The organism is Wolbachia endosymbiont of Tuta absoluta, assembly GCF_059414725.1.
This window is the reverse complement of record NZ_JBNRJY010000210.1, coordinates 1-21,744: the sequence shown is the minus strand read 5'-3', so window position 1 is coordinate 21,744 and position 21,744 is coordinate 1. Positions and strand designations below refer to the sequence as shown.

Here is a 21,744-nt window from a genome sequence, read left to right as displayed (position 1 = left end):
ACATAGGGTAAAGAGTAAATTAAAAATTAAATAGATCTTTTAATGCAGAATAAATGCCTATAGAAATATTGATGCCCGCTCTTTCCCCAACAATGAGTAAAACTGGAGGGAAAATTGTAAAGTGGTGTAAAAAAGAACAAGATAAAGTTGAAATAGGTGATGTAATCGCTGAAATTGAGACTGATAAAGCCATAATGGAGTTTGAATCTGTCGATGAAGGAGTTTTGGCAAAAATTTTAGTGTCGGAAGGAACAAGTGGCGTGCCTGTAAATCAACTGATAGCTCTAATGTTAGAGGAAGGGGAAGATAAAAGCGCACTTGATTTAGCTTCTGCCATCAATACCAAGGTTGAGAAGGAGGTTGAAGCCGATTTTTCAGTATCATCCAACCCTTCGATTTCATCTAGCTCTTCAATGTCATCCCAGTGCGTGACACTGGGATCTAAAAAAGAGGATAGAGCAACAGAAAATAGAATAAAAGTAAGCCCCTTAGCTAAAAAAATAGCTCAAAATGAAGGTGTTGATATAAAGCGATTAAAAGGTACAGGTCCATATGGTCGTATCATCAAAGCTGATGTATTAGAATTTTTAGATCAAACTAAAAGCTATGAGAGATTTGAGGAAAATACAACAGTTGAAGTAAGTAATATGCGCCAAGTGATAGCGCAGCGCCTAGTTGAATCTAAGCAAAATATTCCACACTTTTATTTAACTGTAGACTGCCACGTTGATAAGCTAATATCGCTCAAAAATGAGGTTAATTCAGCAAATGAGAACAATAAAGTAACAATTAATGACTTAATTATAAAAGCTGTGGCTTTCAGCATGAAAAAATTTCCTGACATAAACTCATCGTGGATAGATACTAAGATAGTAAAATATTCAAATATAGATATCTCAATTGCTGTAGCGCTTGAGGATGGACTTATTACTCCTATAGTAAAAAATGCTGATGAAAAAAGTGTTTTATCTATATCAAAAGAAGTGAAAGATTTAGTAAATAGAGCACGATCTGGAAAATTAAGGCCTGAAGAATTTCAAGGAGGAGGGTTTACCATTTCTAATTTAGGCATGTTTGGTATAAAAACTTTCAGTGCTATAATCAATCCACCACAGTCTTGCATTATGGCTGTCGGCGCATCTAAAAAACAACCAGTTGTCATAAGTGAAAAAATAGAGATAGCAGAGGTAATGACAGTTACTCTCTCTGTTGACCACAGAGCAGTTGATGGAGCACTCGGAGCAAAATTTTTAAATGCCTTTAAGTACTATATAGAAAACCCTACAGTGATGCTTCTGTAGCCTTATTAGCATAAAATTAATACCTCTTAGTTTATACTTTTGTTAGTTAATAGGTTTAGAGGTAAAATATGACTGATAAAAAGATAGAAAAACGTAGTATATCTTTTGATGCTACAAAATCAAAATTTTCAAACGATAGGTTTCAAATAGATTCCTCATCTAATGAGTCAATAGATACCATTGGTAAAAAATTTAAGTATGAAGTGAAACTTCCAGGTGTTATTCACACTACAACAAGAAAAAATAATGTTGGAAGCGGATTAAATGAGTTAGATCTAAGAAAGAAAAATGAAAACTCTTTCAAGACACCAATAAAGAATATTGAAGAATCAGATAGTAAGAGAAACCAAAGTCATTTGCTGTTTCAGGAGGACTCATTTCCAGAACTACCAGCATGTGCATATAAGCCAGCACTGCTGCCAAAACCATCAAAAGAAAAAATAAAGGAAGCTGTAGATAAAATGCGCAATAATAGAAAAGCTCATAATTCTGCAAGTGTTGAAAATGGTGTTAGTTCAGACAGGTTCAAAGTGCGCCCGTTCTTATGTAGTGATATAGATGGATATGTAGCTCCTGACAAACGTGACCGTAATCTAGAAAGGTGTAGGGTTACACATGATAGCAGTAAGCTTGAAGCACAAATGGAAAGAAAGCATGGGTTTCAATCAGATCCAAGTGTTAAGCATGTAAAGGCTGATACTGTAGTATGTTCTATTACTAAAGGTCATGACAAAAAAGGCGTTAAATCTGATGTCTCATATACACAAGAGCCTACATCAGAAATGTCTAAGGTTAATGTGAGAGAATTAGCAAATAGGTTCCGTGGCTAATCATTATTGGATTTTTCGAATAACAATTGCTTAAGATTTTATAAACTGTGCATATAGTACTCTATAAGAGAAAGAGAAGTGTGACAACTTCTCTCTTTCTTAACCACTTGCTGAAGAACGTTTATCTTCTGTGGCATCTGGTGATGGAGCAACTAATCTACTCAAAATCTCATCTTTTGGTCCCATAGCATAAATAACCCCATCTGACATGACGATCACTGTATTGACTACAGATAGTAGCTGTAGCTTATGAGTGATGATAACAGTGGTAGTATTTTGCTCTCTTGCAACATTGATTGCATTAATCAAGCGCGCCTCTCCATTACTGTCTAAGTTAGCATTCGGTTCATCAAGCACTAAAAGCTTAGTATTACCATAAAAAGCCCTTGCAAGTCCAAGAAGCTGTTTTTGGCCACCAGAGAGTATTACTCCTCCAGGTCCTCCTATTGTTGTATCATACCCATTTGGTAAGCTCAGTATTAATTCATGTATTCCTGCAATTTTTGCTGCTTTGATTATTTCTTCAGGATTTGGATCTGGTCTCATGCGGGCAATATTAGCTTTAACGCTCGTGTTAAATAACTCAATATCTTGAGGTAAGTAACCAACATAATTACCAAAGTTCTCTCGATTCCAAGTATATACATCAGCGCCATCTAGTCTGACTACACCTGATATGGGTTTCCAAACACCAACGGTTAGTTTTGCAATGGTCGACTTACCAGAAGCACTTGCACCAATAACACCAACAACATCCCCTGGTTCTATTACAAATGAGATTCCTTTTACTGTTGGCTTATTGCTCCCATAAGGAGTAAAAAATACCCTATCAAATTCCAACTTCCCTTCAGGCTCTGGTAGAGCCATAGTTTGCTCTCTTTTTGGGGATGTTAGGATAAGTCTTCGCAGCCTGCCATATGACATCTTGGCTTGATTTAAAAATTTCCAAGTATGAACTGCTGCATCAAATGGAGCCAATACTCTACCCATCAAAATCGAGGCAGCAATAATGCTACCGGCAGTTTTGTGAGCTGTGATTGCAAGTAATGCACCTGTTCCAATTACTGAAATTTGGAGAGTTGAACGTAAAAATTTAGTAATTCCAGTAATTACATTAGAACGATTCTGCGCTGTAACTTGCATTGCACGATTTTGATCATTCCGTTTACACCAATCAGAAACTATAAATTCTGACATGCCCATAGCTTCAACCACCTCTGCGTTTCTTGTTGCAACATCTATAGCATTAATATTGCGTATAGTTTCTTCATTGGTTTCTCGCAATATACGCTTAGTGGCAAGTTCATTCCATACTGCCATTGAAACTAATATAATGATCCCGGCAATAGCTATAAACCCTGTAGAGGTATGTATCATAAAGATCACAACAAGGTAAATTAGCGACCATGGAGTATCGAACAGTGAAAATATACCATTTCCTGTAATGAAATTTTTTATTACTCCAAGATCTCGTATTGCTTCACCACTTGAAGTTGAGCTTTGTACTGATGTTAACCTGATTGACCTTACTATTAGATCTGGTGTTGCAGTTTTATCAATCCAATCACCAATTTTAGCCATAGCTAAATATCGACAAGTTTCAAGCATTGCAGAACATGCAAACGCAGATAAAGTAATAATCGTCAGCATAACTAGTGTTGACACACTCTCGCTCGATATCACTCGATCAAGTACCTGAGAGGTATAAAGTGGCAAAAATAACATTAACGCATTAATCCCTGAGCTAAACCAGAAAATGAACCAAAACGCACTCTTGCACTTCTCTAGACAAGTATATAGTATACTTTGCTTTAATTCCTTTTTTATTGACGGAGTGATTTCCACAATCTTCCTTTTATTTAATTATATGTACCATATATAGTTTTTATTTCAAAAGTATTAACAGTTATTGCCTTACCATATCATTAATGTAATAAAATATTAATGATATGCGAATATAAACTTTTTCATGGAAATTTAGCAAGGCTATCTAATTTCTTCTCTACTATAACCTTATACGATAGCCTTGCCAATTGTTCTACGTTTTTCTTATCTACTACTCAATGACAGTTCTTACTATCACTCCTCTGAAAGTTGATGCTATCAGAGTCAGTGACTACAATCTGCATCTATTTTCCTCTTTCTATATGATCAGGAAGTATTACATATTCCAATGATCTAGCTGTAATTGCTCTTTTTCTCACACAAGATGGACTTGAATATACCCTTGGTCTATATCTTTCGAATTTAAAACAGTCAACAGTAATCCCCTCCTCAAAGTTAGAAAGTATTAGAGATGGAGATTTACTAACTTCCTTATCACTCACAGGATTATTTGCACTACCATAACTCACATGACGCGCTGCACTATGATTGTTACCACACTCTTCTCTTGAGGTTGAACTGCTTGGATTAAAAGGAGTCGAAAATATTGAATACCCATTGGTATCACCAAATCGTTTTATCAACCCACAGTTTTCTTCATTCATTTTTGTAATATTCTCGTGATTAGCACCTTCTGATAAGCTTGATGAAGCGATAAGATCTTCTTTTTTCTTACTAAAGATATTGCCTATTTTTAGCTTAGTTGCAACATTCTTGAATTTGTTTTTCGGAGCTTTTGGTTTAATTTCTGAATTCTCATTTATAGTAATTACACATGATGGATTATCTAACTTGTCCATTGTATTTTGTACTCTACTGTTGCGTCTTGAACACAGACTAAGTTTTGCTGTTAAATCATTCAAAACAGGTGAACTTTTTCTACCTTCTAAAGACTTATTCGAACATAGTAGTGCACTACCACCCCTACTCATTTTCTGAGGAGAAATATTGAGTTTGTCTTTACTCTCTAATCTAGTTTCATGCGTAAACTTGTAAAGTTCATTTTCCAATCGTGAAATATCTTCTGCATTCTTTATTAATAGTTCCAATATTGAGTTGTATTCCTCCAAATCATGATCCCCTACTTTTGTCTTAGCTAACTTTCCTGTAGCCTCTTCAATTCTGTTCATTTTTTCAGTATAGTTTTCTATCTTACGTTTAACAGGTTCTTTTTGAAGGCCAATCACTAAGTTGTATAAGATAAGTAAAAATGATATCGAAGAAAATGCAATGGAAATCCAGGTAGGAATTTCTTCCTTTTCAGATTCTGCATTATTATACTTAATGCAAACAGAAATAATCACACTTGATATTGACATGGCCAGATTATAGTAGTCTAGAAGCTTTTTGCTTCTTTCTTGATCTTCCATGTTAAGTTTATCATATTTCCTTTTTTTGTTTTCCCTTATTTCATAAAAGAAATCTAAAAATAACCTCAAGATATTTGTGTCACCATGTTTAAAAGCATAATCTAAAGCTGTTTTTTTTGCATTATCCTTTATATCAAAATTTATCTTTTCATTTAAAGTTTTCTCTCCGGTGCTGATTGTTAGGTAGAATAAGGCTTTAATAGCTTTTTCCCTTAAGTGCTCATTTTGTTTACGCTTTTCTAAAACTAACTTTTTCAAAAATTGACCTTGCTTAAAATCCTCATTTATAGTTTTTTCAAAATCATTATCACTCATTACAAGATAGTGTAATGCTGTTCTTCCAGATTTAGATACAACATTTAACATTTTCTTATTATAGGGGTAATGATTATCTTTCATAAAATATTCTATTAACTCAGCATTAAGGCTCATGGCAGCTAAATGTAGAGGTATAAGCCCTTGACTGTTTGTGTTAAAAAGTGGTACTGTGTTCCTAATAGTTGACTTAGCAATACTTTCAATAACATACTGAGAGAATTCTATGTCGTTGGCAAGAGCAGCCATGTGTAACGGTGTATTGTCATTTTCATCATATAACACTTTGATGCTAGCAGCCACCTTTTTACCTACAAGTTCTTTTGACACAAATTCAAGACATTCCTTATTGCCGCTCAAAATAGCTGCAAATAACAACTTTTTTTGTGTATTTTGTTCTAAAAAAATACCCTTTGGGCTTTTTTTTACCAAATACTTAACGCATTCTACTCTTCCACTGAGGATAGATAAGTGTAGTAAAGTTTGTCCATCCTTATTTTTCTTACTTAATATTTCTCCCACTCTCTCTTTTTTAAAAAGGTGCTCAAGGCATGATTTATTACCAACACGTGCTGCCATATGAAAGACGGTGTCACCGTTGCTATTCTCACGCAAAACCTCTTGATAAACGTCAAATTTCTTCTCTTCCAACTTTTTTTCTATCATGCTTAAAAACGATAAATCAAGTTGGGCAGCAAAATGTAAAGGGGTGTTTCCTTCATTATTACTCTTATTTACTTGCATGCTTCTGTCTATTAATAGACTCACACATTTTTTTCTTAGTTCTGTTTCTGTATTACTCGATAGAGCTAAGTGTAGGGCCATATTTCCTTTGTGTGTTTCTGTGCTTAAATCGTAATCAGGAAATTTCTTGAGTAAAGATGTTAGACAATCATACTTCCCGTACATTGCAGCTAAATGTACAAGATCTCTTCCATAATCACCTTTGGATTGAAGTATGCTATTTCCTATATTTTCATAAAATAGGTCTATACAATATGAATTACCATGTATAATAGCAATATGTAAGGGGGTGTTACCTTGTTTATTCTGAACAATTTTTGCACCTGATTGAGTAAACAATTTCATTAGCTGGTTATTTCCATGTTTTGCAGCTATATGCAATGGGGTGTTACCATCTACATTTTCTTGATTAATTTCACTTTTTCGTCTACCTAAAAATTTTAGATGCTCTATAAGAAAATTTATGGCATTTTCTTGAGTTTCTGAGTTACCTACAATCTTATGAAAAGGATTCTCATTATATTTATTTTTAAAAAATTGTACTTGATTATCAATGAAGAATTTTATGCACTCAGCATTTCCAGATTGCACAGCATAGTGTAATGCGTTATTTCCATATTTATCTGTTTTAATTTTCTCCCTATCAAAAATTCCTTTTGCTGTCAATATTTCTTTTAAATATTCTAGGAGGTTAGGACTTCCGCTTCTGGCAGCATAGTGTAACTCGGTTTTATTATTGGTAGTGCAACTAAAATCTGCTTCATTTTCTATGAGAATTTTCAAGCATTCTTTATTGCCAGATTTAGCCGCATAGTGTAGTGGTGTTTTACCATCTCTATCTTTATTCCTTACTGCTTCTTTAATGTCAAAATTAGAATTTTCTATCACAAAACATAAAATATCTTCTTTACCCGACTCAGCTAAATAATGTAGAAGTGTTTTATCATTACTATCTGCAAAATTCTCCAATTTTATAATCAATTCTCTGCCCATACTAAGAATTAGAGATACAGCTATTTCAACATGAATATCATAATTCCTATTTTTCTTTTGTTCTTTCCTAATTCTTTCAATAGCCACTGTTAATAGCGAAGAACCATCATTACTTATTATATTCCATCCATCTTGACGAAATTTTTCAGCTAATGAATCACTTATATTTTCTGCTAAAATCCTGCTTTTTATACAATCAAGATTATTAGTACATATATTATAGTTTTCTTCTTGAGTTACTTTATTAATATAATCATATATGATTATTAGGTCTTGCTTATTGACTTTATCTTCTGAATTGCCTTGTAATGAAGAGAGGTCTATCTCACTAATTGCTCTGGCCATAACAACGTTTCCCGCAACAAATAAACCTGAACTGAGTGTCTTTGCGCTTGTACTAGATTTAGCTTTGAAAACACTAATAACTGTGTCAAATTTATTTTTGAACATACTGTACCTCATAAATAATAATGCCGGTAAGGCTTTAGTAGATACCACTGTAATTTTTAAGCCTACAAAAATTCACCAGCGGCCGCATTATATAGTAGATAATTTTTTGTGCTAGTAATATTTTTCTAATTCCCACTTTGGCCTTGGTGCAAAGTCAAGAGAGTCTACATAGCTTCTCTGTAACCTTTCAATTCCTGTCCATCCAACCATCACTGCATTGTCTGTACATAAATTGCTTGGAGGAGAAAGCACGTTCAAGTCTATGTGCTTTTTTAATCTCTCTTTCAGGAAATTATTTGCTGCAACTCCACCAGTAATTACAAAATCATTGATTTTAATATTTAAAGATACAGCGATACCAATAGCATTTCTGACTCTATCGAGTAATATGTCGCTAATACACTCTTGAAACGAAGCACACATATCACACACATCCTGTTCACTCATTACAAATTCTCGTGCTAAGTTTTTTACCGCTGTTTTAATTCCAGAAAATGAAAGGTCACATCCAGAACGTTTTATCATTGCTCTTGGCAGCTTAAATCTCATACCATCACCTTTTTTAGCTAACTCTTCAATTAATGGACCTCCCGGATAGCTTAGACCCAGCGTTTTAGCGACTTTGTCAAATGCTTCTCCTAATGAGTCATCAAGCGTTTCTCCAAGTTTGATGTATTTACCTACATCCTGTGCAATTAAAAATTGGCAGTGACCACCTGATATCAGCAGTACTAAAAACGGAAATTCAACCTCATATAGTAGCCTAACAACTAACGCATGTGCTTCTAAGTGATTAACTGCAATAAACGGTTTTTGTGTTACGTGTGCAATTGCTTTAGCCATCATTGTACCAATTATTAATCCACCTATGAGTCCTGGTCCTGATGTTGCTGCAATTGCATCTAGATCACAAAAGTTAAGGTTAGATTTTTCCATAGCACTTTTTATTAAACCACTTAAATGCTTCATATGAGCACGTGATGCTATTTCAGGAATCACTCCACCGCACTTTTTGTGCTCTACCTGAGAAAGAATTTCGTTAGCAAGCACTTGCTTATCACTATTTACAATCGCAACTGCAGTTTCATCGCAACTTGTTTCAATCGCTAAAATGGTTTTCATATATATTTGAACTCTTTAAATTGCGAGAACTATAACTTGAAATGTTGAAGAAGTGAACTTTGTTCTGCTGAGCTAATTATCATCTTCAAATATAGAACCAATTTTTTTGCTTCCAGGAGAAAATTTATTAGTCCAACTGCTTTGTACTTTGTTTATATCTTTAAAAGCAGTTTTATCGCTATATTCCTTTACTTCTTTATCTATTCTCTCCATTATTTGTAGATCCAGGTAGCTCTTTTTCCATTGGTTAGTAGCAAGAAATACTCTGTTTAAATCTTGAGTGCGAATTAGATATTCTTTATCTTTAGGATAAACTTCCTGAGCCCAAGCAAACAGCTCAAAATAGCGTGCGAATAACTCAGACGCACGTGATTTTGGAGTTTGGTAAACTTGTATCTCCTTAAATATAATTTGACCAATAATTTTTTGTACCAGAATATTTGACTGCTTTAAGTTCTGCTCAATATCCTGATAAACTTTATAGAGAAATTCTTGCTCTAAGCTTAAGTTCAGTTCATTTTCAACCATATGTGAAAGTTCATGTACTATGATGTAAGGATTTGACCTTCTTAGCACAATAACATACTTATTTAAACCAGAAGAACGAATTGTCTTACACACTCCCTCTTCCATATCCACTAATCCTTCTTGATATATTTCAAACGAGAGTCTAGTTTGCTTTATTATTGACAAAGTGAGGTTTAATGTATTTCTAAACTTCTCAAATTGATAGAGATATTTGACATATTGTATTACGTTTTCACTATTTCCTACTTGAGTTGCTTGTTTTATTAAGTTCCTGATTAGCATGCTTCATTATTAAAGGAATTTTCTTTATGCTCAAGAATTATAAAGTGTTTTCAGGAAGTATAGCTAAAAAAGTTTAATTTACTTACATTCCGCTACTTATTATTAGCCAAGAGGTATCACGTCAGTATGACTTAGGAATGTACTAGATATAAAAGTGCAATATCAAATATATTTTACTAAAAATCAATCAACTTTTCACATGTTTGCTCTTCATAAAAGAAGCTCAATGTTATCGTAGTACCAAGTTTTGCTTCACTTTGAATGTTGAAAGTCCCACCCATTAACTCTACTAATTTCTTGCTTAGAGGTAATCCGATACCTGTGCCTTCGTTTCTATATCCCGAATCTGCTTGGCCAAAAACGTACATAACTTTATATATGTCCTGCTGCATTATCCCTATTCCATTATCATGAAACTCAATAGTTAATAAATTTTTTTCTATATTCTCTTTAATAATCATTCTTATTAAACCACCTTGAGGAGTGAACTTGATTGCATTTGATAACAAATTTATTATAACTTGCTTCATTCTTTTGGGATCGGCGATAACTAATAATTGTTTATCAGATATCTCTTTCTTTAAACTAATCCCTGTTTCTTTTAGTTTAGGTGATAACATTTTTAAGCACGAATCTATTATCTTATTCAGATTAAACTTCACTTTCTCTACTGTTAAACTACTTGATTCAGCTTTAGAAAAATCGAGCACATCATTAATCAAAGCAAGTAAATGTGTACCAGCATTATATATATCGTCTACGTATTCCTTGTATTTAGAGTGATCTACAGAACCTAAAGTTTCATTTTTGATCAACTTTGCAAATCCAATAATAGCATTAAGAGGTGTACGCAACTCATGTGTAACACTTGCAAAAAATTTTATCTTATTTGCATTTTCTTGCTCTAATGCCTCTTTAACCCTTTGTAATTCAATATTAGTTTTATGCTGCTTGGCTAGCATTTGGGTATTGGAAAAGTGCAAATAAAGCATTATTAGTATTAAGATAACCAGTAATAAGCCCATTAATATTGAAAATAGACTATATACCATAATATAAGAGTCATTATAGCTTTGAATGATCTTCAAAAAAAATGAAGGCTTAATGTCATCTTCATGAAATATAGGGAAAGTAGAAGTTAATGTATTTCCTGTAGCGTAAAATATTTCTTGATTGCTTAGCAATTTATCAATTTCATCATTTGTAAGCAACTGCTCATAGTCATGACCTTGAGTATTAAAATTACTGAAAATTACTCTGGCATTTTGATCATACAGTATTAAGCTAAAATTTCTTACTTTGCTTACTGATTGTAACAATTCAGCACGCAATTTTACCAACTGGTTTATGTAATCAAAACTGTTATATTTAATATGATGTTTTTCTATTAGTAAATAATGATATTTTTTTATTATACTATTTTCCAATAGATCTTTTAAGTTTGCATTTGAATTACGGTAAAAAGAAAGAAAATTATTCTTTAATGAATAACTGCGGTATATTGTGCCCAATAAAACCACAAAAATTAATAAGAATAGCGAGATAATTTTTGTATATCTATTTGTTTTTAGTGTAGTAAAAATTAATTTACTTAATTTATACATATTCTTCTCATTGTGAAATAACGTCTTTTATGGTATTAATAAAAAATTAGCATATCATACTTTTATGACAATTTCTCCTATCTTGCCAGTTTATTCTCCTATTAACATAAATTTTTCTTATGGCAAAGGTATTTACTTGTATGATATCGATAATAAGCGCTATATAGATTTTCACTCTGGAATAGCTGTTAGCAGTTTAGGTCATGCCAACCCACGATTAACTGATGTCCTAAAATTACAAGGAGAAAAACTATGGCATATATCAAATACCTATAATATATCTACTGCCAACAAATTTGCAGAAAATTTAATAAACAACAGCTTTGCTAATACTGTATTTTTTGCAAATTCTGGATCAGAAGCAGTGGAATGTGGACTTAAAATCGCTAGGGCCTATCAAAATGGAAAAGGTAATAAAAATCGCTATAGAATTCTAACATTTCATGGTGCATTTCATGGAAGGACATTTTTAACTTGTGCAACAAACGATAGACAGAAATTTTCTGAATTACTGAATCCTTATATTGACTGGTGTGATAACATAGAGCCCAATATTGAGAGTGTAAAGAAAGCAATTTCTAATGGCATAGGTGTTATATTAATAGAACCAATACAGGGACAAGGTGGTATTAAAGTAATGAGTGAAGTCTTCATGAAAGAGCTAAGAGAACTATGTAACGAAAACGACATACTGCTATTTTTTGATTGCGTTCAGTGCGGTGCTGGCAGGACAGGAAAGTTATTTGCATCTGAACACATAGGAATTAAGCCTGACATATGTGCTCTTGCAAAAGGAATAGGAGGAGGTTTCCCTCTGGGGGCTTGTCTTGCAACTGAAAAGGTTGCTAAGTACATGGCGGTCGGTATGCATGGTTCTACTTTTGGTGGTAATCCACTTGCAACTTCAGTAGGTAATGCTGTATTGGATGAATTGCTCGGCCCTGGCTTCTTAGAAAATGTTGAAGTTAGAGGTAAGTCTTTAAAAAACAAACTAGAGGACTTAGCAAGCAAGTTTCCAATGATAGAAGAAGTGAGAGGAAAAGGGTTGATGCTAGGAATAAAAGTAAAAATGAATAACCAAAAATTTGCAGAAGAGCTAAGTCACCGTGGTTTACTCACTGTTGGAGTAACATCAGATAACGTTGTAAGAATCTTGCCTCCACTCATTATCACTGAAAAAGAGATTGATGAAGGAATTGAAATCCTCACTCAGTATTTATCTGAAAAGTTCTAGTTAAAAACTAAACCTTCCTGCTCACTAGTTGTTGGCTGTATCAAAATTGCAGATAAAGCAGTAGATACAACTTTATCAGCTACTTCATTTGTACACTTTGCCTTTTCCTGTTCTCTTATCAGTGTAAGCTCATTTATATCACTTAGTGAGTCAAATTTTGTTATATCCTCAAATATAAACGATTGCACGATGTCTTTCGGAATATTGAGAAAAGCCGAGTTACCAAGCGATAATGTCATATCTAACAAACTTTTCATTGAGCCGTTTCTCAAAACACATTTAGACAGTTCTCCTAAAAGAATTGGCACTCCAAAAATAAAAAATGCTCCTCTCACTAAATAGGTCGTTATTTCATATAACAATGCACCACACAAGAGTGCCAGTGGTCCAAATACTATAAAACCGCAAAGTAAAGGCAATTGCATGGTCTGACCTGATGATATTCTACCTATAAGCTCCATTGAAATTATAAACCCAATAAGTAACATAGCTCTACCTAGATATGTCCTTTCTTTAGAGCGTTTGTTAAAGTTTTTCTCACGTAACTTAGAAAAATCATTATTGACTCTTACGTCAAAAATATTATGGCCATTTTTTAATTTGAGCTCCAAGTTCTCTATTCCATGACGCCACTTATGGCACCTTACAACTTCATTAATTACCATACTAATTCGATCATTGATCTTGCATAATTTGCTTTCTTGATATAAATCTCCTTGATAATACTTTTCTCTAAATTTCACACAGTCTAATTTCTTTAAATCAGATAAAAAATCTTTAATTTCTTGTGCCATTTTATCAGTATCACCTCTGTAGCCTACAGCTTTCAAAATTGCTGCTAAGTGTTCATTTTCAATTTGAGCAATTGTTCTATCTAATGCACGTATATATTGCTTGGATTGAAAATATGAGATGATTTTTTCTTTACATCTATCCTCATTGCCTTCGTACAAACTATTTCTTTTGAAACTGCTGTCATGTTCTTTGGCAATTTCTAATGCATGAACCAATACATTTTGCGCCTTCACACTACTTTCACAGTGACAGTTTCTGATTATGTGTACATACGCTCTTGCACTGGTATCTCCAGATTTATCTATATTGTACGCTTTAGCCAAAAAGACTAAATAGTCAAACCCTGCCCAAAGATAATACATTACCTTTGTTATAGCACTCCCCACAGAAAATAAAGCTGAGCGTGTGCAAGATAATTTACCGTTGTTTTTAATTCTGTTCTCATATGAACGAAGGTATGCCTCTGTACTTTTTAAAATCCTATGTAAATCTTGTTCTGTCTTTTTGACATCAAAATCATTTATATCATGAACTTTTTCATACGTTTCTTTTATCAAATCACTAGAAAACTTCTTCAGAGCTGAATCATCAATATTTCCTAATGCATCAATATTTTTACTAATATAGATTTCTATTTTTCTTCCAAGTTCTTCTCCCATTCTATTTTTTAGCAACTTATTGTATTTATTAGTAGCTGGAAACAAAACTTTCTGACAAAATTTCTGTGGTTCCTTTTTAAAATTTGCTAAGATCTTATTCACAAATAGCTCAACTTCTTCACCTGCAGCAGCGAAAAACCATGATTGTCTGCTCTCATTACGCTCTCTATTTCTTCCAAGATTCTGTAGGGCTTCAGATGGATTATTGAACTGACTAACCGAATCTGCAAATATTGATGCAACATGATTATATTCACTATCAAATCCACGACCTTTCGATCCATCTATAACCGTTGTCAACGCATATTTAGCCAATGAATCAAAATCTCTTTTTTCATAATCACAATAAATAGTTCGATATTTACCTATTTGATTACGTATTATCGCTGAAAAGGGTCTATTTTCTCCAATACCAAGATCATTTTTCCCAATTCCTGCAAAGATACATTTATTTTGTTTGCAGAAATCAATGAGACTATGTAGTATACCTTCCTCTCTTTCCATGAGGTCATGGAGCTCTTTGCTTAAGCGCCAATTATCAACTATTAAGCTGCATTGCTCATTATCACTTTTACTCAGTGCTTCAATTACTGTCTTTATTTGCAGTAAGAGCTCATCTCTAGCAAATTGCTCACTAAAGCCTTTTCTCTCTAGGTAGCTTATAATATTGTTATCATTAGTGGTGCTAACATTCTTTTTAACATCTTCTATCAATTCACTCAAACCTTCTCTTCTTTTTTTATCTAAAGTAATATTATCACACTTCATTAAATATGAGAGAGTAAGATCGATCATTGAATGCATTACTCTATATTTTAGATATTCAGCAGTACTACTGAAATCCACCTTTTCTTTTAATTCAGATATCTGCTCTTCTGTCAGACTAGGATGTTGCTTTTTAACGCAGCTTATAAAGTTCGCTTCGCGTAACTTGAGCCTATAGTCTTGATAAGACATCCCTTCAGGCTGAAATTTATTATACACTTCATAACGTGTACTACCTTCATATACTAAATTATCTCTACCCTGCAACGCAAAGTTAAGATTAACTATACTATTTACATCATCAGCTAAAAGCAGAGCACTTTCTCCAATTGGGCTTTGCACATTCCATCTTATAGAAGTTAATAAATCATCGGTATCAACAAGCTTATTGTAATTAAAAACTTCTTCGCTCTCTTCAACATATTCATGAGCTGGGCTCGATTTTTCTCTAGTAAATAAGCTACGCACGTTAGCAAGAAATCTAGAAAGCAGTTCTTTTGACTCTACACCAGTTGCTTTAGTTAGTACCCACCAAATTGGCAACATTACTATACCAAATATAAACATAGAAATTGTATAATATAAGTTTCCAATCAAAGCAGAATACAGCCAATAATCTGAAGTTAGACCAATTACAGCAGCAACATTACTATTTATAACAGGAAATAATGTAATCATAGGTATTATAGTAACAGCAATATTCACTACAAATGCTAGAGTGAAATTTGTTCTCCTATTGGTTTTTGCAATAACACTTGCTGTTTCGATGGCGTTTGCAATACAACGTCTACTCAATCTTGTCGGGCTGATAACTTTTCCGCATCTATTTAAAATCCTTCTCTTTGGTGTTGCAGTGAGGTAAGTCGTAGGATATTTCTCATCAAGCTTGCACATGTTCTCAAAATCCTGCTGCTTATTAATACTGTCTGCTTCATCAACACTAATCCACAACTTGGTATTTTGGTCTTTTAATTTCCGATCATTTTCTTGCTGTAATAACAGGTCATGTGTCACTATAATTGTTGTAGGTTTAGTTGCCTTCAGTGCATTTTTAATTTCCTCAGCAGCTTTAGGTGTCCTAATGTTTACAGTAAATGCACTACTCATCATTTTTTTAGCTTGGTTTACTAGATCACTGTTTGGTACTGCAACCAGATGATGAAACCCTGCTTGGGCTAGTACATGGCTCCACATTCCAATATCGTAAGTCTTGCCAAACCCAGTTTCTGCATCGATCATAACATTACAGTTAGTAGTAGAAGGGTTGCGTAGATGTTCTAATACCCCTTCAACAACAGATTTACGACGTGCTACTATTATAGATTCCTTTGTATCATCAAGTTTTATAGATTCACCTTTTAGCTTGCAGTTGATTTTTTCTAAGCTACTTATAATACTTTGCTTTTCTTGATTGCTGATAGAACTCACACATTACCCGCTATAATTATTACAATATTAATTGTATGTTAATTCAGTAAATTGTCAATTCTATGGACAAAAAGCTGATTTCAACTATCATATTAATATGAATATATGCCTCGGAATAATTACTTCTCCTCATGGAATCAAAGGAGCTGTCAAAATAAAAACCTTTACTGAAAAGCCCGAAAATATTTTCCTATATGGTGAACTAATAATCGGAAGTGAAAATTATAAAATAAGCTTGGTGTCTGTTGTCAGTAATAATTTAGTAATAGCAACAATTAGCGGTGTGAATTCCCGTAATGAAGCAGAGCTTTTAAGAAATAAAAAGTTATATATAGAAAGAGATAAGCTACCACAGTTAAATGATGAGGATGAATTTTACCAAGATGATCTTGTGAATATGGAAGTAAGACTAGAGAGTAATGAATTATATGGCTATGTGAAGTCTGTGAATAATTTCGGCTCAGGGGATATATTAGAAATTTTGGTTATCAGCACAAAAAAAAACATTATGTTATCTTTTACTAAAGAAGTATTTCCATACATCAACATGAAGGAAAGGTATATAGTAATCAACATGCCAGAATTCATTGGCCGATAAAAATTTTGATATTTGTATAAAGTTATTTATAATAATCAGACCAAATTAAAAGTGTAATTATGGCAGAAAGGGCTAATGATATCAGGCCAGGTCAGGTACTAGAACATAACGGTGGATTGTTTTTGGTTGTAAGTATTATGCATACTCAACCTGGTAAAGGTGGTGCTTACATACAAGCTGAAATGAAAAATATCAAAACTGGAGCAAAGCACTATGAAAGATTCCGCTCTGATGCAACAATCAGAAGGGCAATTTTAGATGAAGAGGAATATGTTTATCTCTTTACTGAAGGGAATATCGTAAATCTTATGCATCCAAGTAATTACGAGCAGATTGTTATAAATTTAGACTTATTAGGAGAAAAGAAGTCTTATTTGCAAGATAATATGAAAATTAAAGTAGTAACTTATCAAGATAAAATAATTTCTGCACATGTGCCTGATCACGTTACACTAACTGTAAAAGAAACAGAGTCTGTTATCAAAGGGCAGACTGTTACTGCTTCTTATAAGCCTGCAATTTTGGAAAACGGAATACGCGTTAACGTGCCTCAATTTATAAAAGAAGGTGATAAAATTGTAGTACATACTCCTGATAACAGCTATTACGAAAGAGTGAAAGAGTAAATGGCAATTTCATCACCACGAATCAATGTGATGCTTGATTCTGTACGCAGTGCCTCCAAGCAGCTTATACGTGATTTTAATGAATTGCAAATTTCAAGCGTTAAGTCAGCAGACTTTATCAATAAAACTTATTCAAAATCCAAGCAACTTATATACGATTGCTTGAAAAACTACAACCAGAACTATGACTTTATTTTTGAAGACGATGTGGGCCAAGATCTAAAAGACGGCGGTTATACTTGGTTTATTATGCCTATAGAAGGCAAGGAAAACCTTTTTAGTTGTATGGTTTATTTTGCAGTATCAGTTTGTCTCATTCATAAAAACAGAGTTGTAGCAGCTGTGATTGATGCTCCAGCGCTTAGAGAAACTTTCTGGGCAGAGGAAAAGAAAGGAGCTTTTCTTGAAGATTTCAAATCTCGCCATGTAAAAATGCGGATGAAAGCTCGTGAAGGGGGAATAATAGACATAAGTGGTAATTTGTTAAATAAATTACCACTTGACAATAATAATCTACGCTCCCTTGGCTCAACGGTACTAGGTTTTGCATATCTTGCTGCCGGAAGATACAATGGAATAATTTACTCTGGAATTAATAAATATAAAACTTCACTCGGTAGGCTTTTTCTGCAAGAAAGCGGTGGGAGATTAAGGGAAGATAACGCGCTTGTCATTGCTGGAGATATAAACTAAAGTTCATTCAAAAGAGCAAAAGTCACGTAGTGAAAATAATAAATGGTCTTACCTACCCCTCATTGCAGCAGGGTAGCAAAATAAGATAGACGAGAAAAGACAACTATAGGAACAAATAGTCAGTGTGTGACAATGGCATCTAGTCCTTTTGCACAAAAAATGTTGTAAAGTAACTTAGTTGGATCCCAGTGTTAGCTACTTTCATGACAAGAAATAAAGCACTGATTTTGTACATTAACCATGCTTTTAAATAGATACCTTATTCTTGGCAACTTTAAACTCAACAACAGACACAAACAGATAATTTCTCAAAAACTTTTACAAGAGATTTTGTTAAATGCTCTATCATTTCATTTGTATGGTAAGGCGTAGGAGTAATACGGAAGCGCTCAGTCCCCTTTGAAACTGTTGGGTAATTTATATGTTGTACATATATTCCATACTCATCAAATAACAATTTTGATGCTTTTTTGGACAACTCAGGATCGCCAATTATGATTGGAATTATATGAGTTTCTGTTTGCATAAAATTCACTCCTGCATTTCTCAGTGAGTCTTTTACTTTCTCAACCACCTGCTTCTGCTTTTCTCTTTCAATGTTGCTTGATTTTAGATGCTCAACGCTTGCCTTTGCTGCTGCTGCTAAAACGGGCGACATAGCAGTAGTAAAAATAAATCCTGGGGCTGAACTTCTTATTACATCCACCAAGCTCTTTGAAGACGCTATATATCCACCCATCACTCCAAAAGCCTTTGATAATGTACCCTGAATAACAGTTATTCTATCCATCAAACCTTCTCTTTCTGCAATTCCGCCACCGCGCGGTCCATACATGCCAACTGCGTGTACCTCATCCAAATAGGTGATTGCATTATACTGATCTGCTAGATCACATATCGCTTCAAGCGGTGCTACATCACCATCCATTGAGTATACAGATTCAAGTGCTATTATTTTCGGCGTTTTTATATCTATAGACTTTAGCAACTGCTCTAAGTGATCAACATCATTATGCCTAAATATGTGCTTCGGTCTTTTTCCTGATTTTATACCTTCTATCATTGAAGAATGGTTTTTCTCATCTGAAAAAATTACCACGCCCGGAATAACAGACGATAAAGTACTAAGTGTAGTTTGGTTGGCAAGATAGCCACAAGCAAAAGTTAAAGCAGCTTCTTTTTGATGCAAGTCAGCCAAAGACTTCTCGAGCTCAACAACTTCCTTTGTTGTACCTGATATATTTCTTGTTCCTCCAGCACCAACAGATGAATTTTGAATAGCAGCAATGACACTATCGTTTTGTGACATTCCCAGATAATTATTACTGCACCAGACAATAACCTCTCTATTTCTTTCATAATCCATAATATAGGGAAGTTTGCCAGGTAATGACGCAAAATGCGTAAATTCACGATAGCGCCCTTCTTCTTTTATATCTTTGATTTTATTTAAGAATATTTTTTCGTAGTCTACCAAGTTTTTATCTATTAACAATCAATATAATTATAATAAATTATTAAATGATAGACTACTATATTTATTACTTAGACTGACATTCTTCTGTCTGCATAACCTTTTTGACCTGATTATCCTCAACTAAGCTTTTAGGCCTATAGCAGTACGTAATTGTAGCTGCAATAAGACAACAAACTGCAACTGCTATTCCTATTGCTAACATTTCCAAGTAAACTGCAACAGCTGCTCCTAAGGCAATAACAGTTATTGCAAGCGCAGAAGCAGCTACGACATACTTTTTTGTGTTTTGTGGATCATTCTTTGAATTGCTTGGTACGGTTGCTGAATAGCCTAAAGATGACATAAATTCCAAAAATCCCTTATTTCCTCGCTTTTTTGCCATATCTAAAGAGCTTCCTTTCAAAAGAGTATCTGATGGTTTATTAATAATTGGATCGTTTTCTAAATACGGGCTTGTACCATTGTCTATTATCAATTTTGCAGATTTTTTATGCTCTTCATTTATTTCTCGATTATAAGCTATAACATGCAACGCAGTACCAATACTGTTGCTTTGCATATTAACATACTTTTTTTTATCTTTTGCTGCACCTATCAAAATGGCAACTACATCAGAATGACCATTATCAGCAGCTAAGTGCAATGCAGTTTCACCATTATGATGTTGTAAATAAAGATCTGCCTTTTTTTTTAAAAGTAATTCCACCATTGCCGAATTACCTTCTGCAGAAGCATACATCAAAGGAGTAAGATTATATCGTTCTTTAGCATCAACTGTTGCGCCACGCTCTATTAGCAATTCTGCAACATCTGAATGTCCACTATATGCTGCTTCATGTAAAGGAGTTACTCTGCTGCCTGTACTGCTTACTGAATTAACATTTGCGTCATTATCAAGTAAAAGCTTCACAAAATCTTTATGACCACTCTTGGCAGCTAAATGAAGTGCAGTGTCACCACCTACTTTTGTTTTTGATTTAATCTCAATATTTGCACCACATTCTAGTAAATGCCTGCCAAGCTCAACATTACCTTTTTGTGCTGCAACGTGTAAATGAATAAATCCATCATTATCATAATCTGTGAAACGTTCATTAATATCGTCTAGTAAACTTTCCCTACCAGCTTTTAATTCCTCAGAAATGATAAGTGTTACTTTACCATTTTCATACTCTACTTCACCATTATGAAATTTAAGTGTGAACTCTAAAATAGCATCAACCCTGCATATTTCCCTATTTGTATCAAGTTTCCTGACAGGCATACTTGGACAATACTGAACATTGAGAGAACCTTGGCTATTATATACAATACTTATCTTTCTATCATTGGCATGAGGCAAGATTAGTTTATGCTTAGAGAATATAGGAGAGAGCTGCATTAACAAAGAGCCATCATACCCAGCTTGATTGCAACTAGTAATTAACTCTTCCAGTATATAGTCATTTGGAACCTCTGCTTTAGCATGTTTAAAAATTTCCGTAAAAACATACTTTGCAAACAGACGTTTATCATCTCCCTCATTATATTTATCATATAACCCTTTAATGAAACTATTATCTATAGTGCGATCATTGATTACAAAAAAATCCGTTCTATATAGGTCTTGATAAGCTGTGTTACCAGACTTTACATCTTCATTATTCTCATCTGCCTTTACTTGACCCAGCAGAGATTGTGTTAGCTGAAATTCTAACGTAGTTACTGCACTAGATTTAGTATCAGAATTATTAACGCCAGATTCCTCTTGACTTTCATTACCTGAATCCTCAGAACGACGGCGCTCTTTTTCCTCTCGTTCTAAAATTTCAAACCCTTCTTCAGTTCCCGAATCCCTAGAATCTGATTTCTTTAAAATTTTGTTTGATTCCTGTGATACAAAATCTGAACCTAACATGTTTTTCCTCACTAATTAGTAGCTAAGCTAAGTGTAGCATTAAATGGCAATTTTGTCAACTTAGCAAGCATCTCTTCGTAGTCTACCAAGTTTTTATCTATTAATAATCAATATAATTATAATAAATTATTAAATGATAGACTACTATT

General features: G+C 33.8%; 14 protein-coding genes. 6 read left to right on the top strand and 8 right to left on the bottom strand.

The window, feature by feature from the left end:
• The first annotated feature begins 53 nt into the window (after positions 1-53).
• Positions 54-1,301: a pyruvate dehydrogenase complex dihydrolipoamide acetyltransferase gene (locus ACJ5GX_RS02290; RefSeq protein ID WP_019236772.1), complete on the top strand. Its 1,248-nt coding sequence runs from the start codon at positions 54-56 to the stop codon at positions 1,299-1,301.
• A gap of 68 nt (positions 1,302-1,369) precedes the next feature.
• The gene (locus ACJ5GX_RS02285; protein WP_019236771.1) at positions 1,370-2,131 is read left to right on the top strand and encodes a hypothetical protein; all 762 of its coding nucleotides are present in this window, start codon (positions 1,370-1,372) and stop codon (positions 2,129-2,131) included.
• 99 nt (positions 2,132-2,230) lie between these two features.
• Here ACJ5GX_RS02285 and ACJ5GX_RS02280 read toward each other — a convergent pair whose 3' ends face one another.
• The 5 genes from ACJ5GX_RS02280 to ACJ5GX_RS02260 all read right to left on the bottom strand — a co-directional run bounded on the left by ACJ5GX_RS02280 (position 2,231) and on the right by ACJ5GX_RS02260 (position 11,423).
• On the bottom strand, positions 2,231-3,976 hold the full coding sequence (locus ACJ5GX_RS02280; RefSeq protein WP_495292656.1) for a type I secretion system permease/ATPase: 1,746 nt from the start codon (positions 3,974-3,976) through the stop codon (positions 2,231-2,233).
• Positions 3,977-4,260: 284 nt separating this feature from the next.
• Entirely contained in the window at positions 4,261-7,887 is a 3,627-nt protein-coding gene (locus ACJ5GX_RS02275) for an ankyrin repeat domain-containing protein (protein ID WP_495292655.1), read from the bottom strand.
• A gap of 111 nt (positions 7,888-7,998) precedes the next feature.
• Complete coding sequence (gene tsaD / locus ACJ5GX_RS02270) at positions 7,999-9,009, bottom strand: tRNA (adenosine(37)-N6)-threonylcarbamoyltransferase complex transferase subunit TsaD (protein WP_007302199.1); 1,011 nt, start codon at positions 9,007-9,009, stop codon at positions 7,999-8,001.
• 72 nt (positions 9,010-9,081) lie between these two features.
• Positions 9,082-9,819 carry a WD_0702 family putative metalloprotease gene (locus ACJ5GX_RS02265; protein WP_012481913.1) on the bottom strand — a complete coding sequence of 246 codons (738 nt, stop codon included), beginning with the start codon at positions 9,817-9,819 and terminating at the stop codon, positions 9,082-9,084.
• Positions 9,820-9,995: 176 nt separating this feature from the next.
• Positions 9,996-11,423 (bottom strand): sensor histidine kinase, encoded by a 1,428-nt coding sequence (locus tag ACJ5GX_RS02260; RefSeq protein ID WP_495292654.1) that lies wholly within the window; start codon positions 11,421-11,423, stop codon positions 9,996-9,998.
• Between the two features lie 64 nt (positions 11,424-11,487).
• Here ACJ5GX_RS02260 and ACJ5GX_RS02255 point away from each other — a divergent pair, with 64 nt between their 5' ends.
• Complete coding sequence (locus ACJ5GX_RS02255; RefSeq protein ID WP_052264687.1) at positions 11,488-12,657, top strand: aspartate aminotransferase family protein; 1,170 nt, start codon at positions 11,488-11,490, stop codon at positions 12,655-12,657.
• Here the strand turns inward: ACJ5GX_RS02255 and ACJ5GX_RS02250 are convergent.
• Positions 12,654-16,304: a DEAD/DEAH box helicase gene (locus ACJ5GX_RS02250; protein WP_052264686.1), complete on the bottom strand. Its 3,651-nt coding sequence runs from the start codon at positions 16,302-16,304 to the stop codon at positions 12,654-12,656. The genes ACJ5GX_RS02255 and ACJ5GX_RS02250 overlap by 4 nt on opposite strands.
• Positions 16,305-16,401: 97 nt before the next feature.
• Between ACJ5GX_RS02250 and rimM the strand changes: the two genes are divergently transcribed.
• From rimM to ACJ5GX_RS02235, 3 genes are read left to right on the top strand one after another with little or no spacing between them, the layout of a single operon-like run.
• Entirely contained in the window at positions 16,402-16,902 is a 501-nt protein-coding gene (gene rimM, locus ACJ5GX_RS02245) for a ribosome maturation factor RimM (protein ID WP_052264685.1), read from the top strand.
• 59 nt (positions 16,903-16,961) lie between these two features.
• Positions 16,962-17,528 (top strand): elongation factor P, encoded by a 567-nt coding sequence (gene efp / locus ACJ5GX_RS02240; protein WP_052264684.1) that lies wholly within the window; start codon positions 16,962-16,964, stop codon positions 17,526-17,528.
• Positions 17,529-18,221 carry an inositol monophosphatase family protein gene (locus ACJ5GX_RS02235; RefSeq protein WP_007302192.1) on the top strand — a complete coding sequence of 231 codons (693 nt, stop codon included), beginning with the start codon at positions 17,529-17,531 and terminating at the stop codon, positions 18,219-18,221.
• Between the two features lie 280 nt (positions 18,222-18,501).
• Here the strand turns inward: ACJ5GX_RS02235 and hemA are convergent, their stop codons facing one another.
• Positions 18,502-19,698 (bottom strand): 5-aminolevulinate synthase, encoded by a 1,197-nt coding sequence (gene hemA, locus ACJ5GX_RS02230; protein WP_007302191.1) that lies wholly within the window; start codon positions 19,696-19,698, stop codon positions 18,502-18,504.
• Positions 19,699-19,762: 64 nt separating this feature from the next.
• Complete coding sequence (locus ACJ5GX_RS02225; RefSeq protein WP_052264683.1) at positions 19,763-21,595, bottom strand: ankyrin repeat domain-containing protein; 1,833 nt, start codon at positions 21,593-21,595, stop codon at positions 19,763-19,765.
• Positions 21,596-21,744: the final 149 nt, after the last annotated feature.

Excerpts from the sequence above, each read along its gene's own strand:
- ACJ5GX_RS02290 (WP_019236772.1), top strand. The coding sequence starts at position 54 with ATGCCTATAGAAATATTGATGCCCGCTCTTTCCCCAACAATGAGTAAA.
- ACJ5GX_RS02285 (WP_019236771.1), top strand. The coding sequence starts at position 1,370 with ATGACTGATAAAAAGATAGAAAAACGTAGTATATCTTTTGATGCTACA.
- ACJ5GX_RS02275 (WP_495292655.1), bottom strand. The coding sequence starts at position 7,887 with ATGTTCAAAAATAAATTTGACACAGTTATTAGTGTTTTCAAAGCTAAA.
- tsaD (WP_007302199.1), bottom strand. The coding sequence starts at position 9,009 with ATGAAAACCATTTTAGCGATTGAAACAAGTTGCGATGAAACTGCAGTT.
- ACJ5GX_RS02265 (WP_012481913.1), bottom strand. The coding sequence starts at position 9,819 with ATGCTAATCAGGAACTTAATAAAACAAGCAACTCAAGTAGGAAATAGT.
- ACJ5GX_RS02260 (WP_495292654.1), bottom strand. The coding sequence starts at position 11,423 with ATGTATAAATTAAGTAAATTAATTTTTACTACACTAAAAACAAATAGA.
- ACJ5GX_RS02255 (WP_052264687.1), top strand. The coding sequence starts at position 11,488 with ATGACAATTTCTCCTATCTTGCCAGTTTATTCTCCTATTAACATAAAT.
- rimM (WP_052264685.1), top strand. The coding sequence starts at position 16,402 with ATGAATATATGCCTCGGAATAATTACTTCTCCTCATGGAATCAAAGGA.
- efp (WP_052264684.1), top strand. The coding sequence starts at position 16,962 with ATGGCAGAAAGGGCTAATGATATCAGGCCAGGTCAGGTACTAGAACAT.
- ACJ5GX_RS02235 (WP_007302192.1), top strand. The coding sequence starts at position 17,529 with ATGGCAATTTCATCACCACGAATCAATGTGATGCTTGATTCTGTACGC.
- ACJ5GX_RS02225 (WP_052264683.1), bottom strand. The coding sequence starts at position 21,595 with ATGTTAGGTTCAGATTTTGTATCACAGGAATCAAACAAAATTTTAAAG.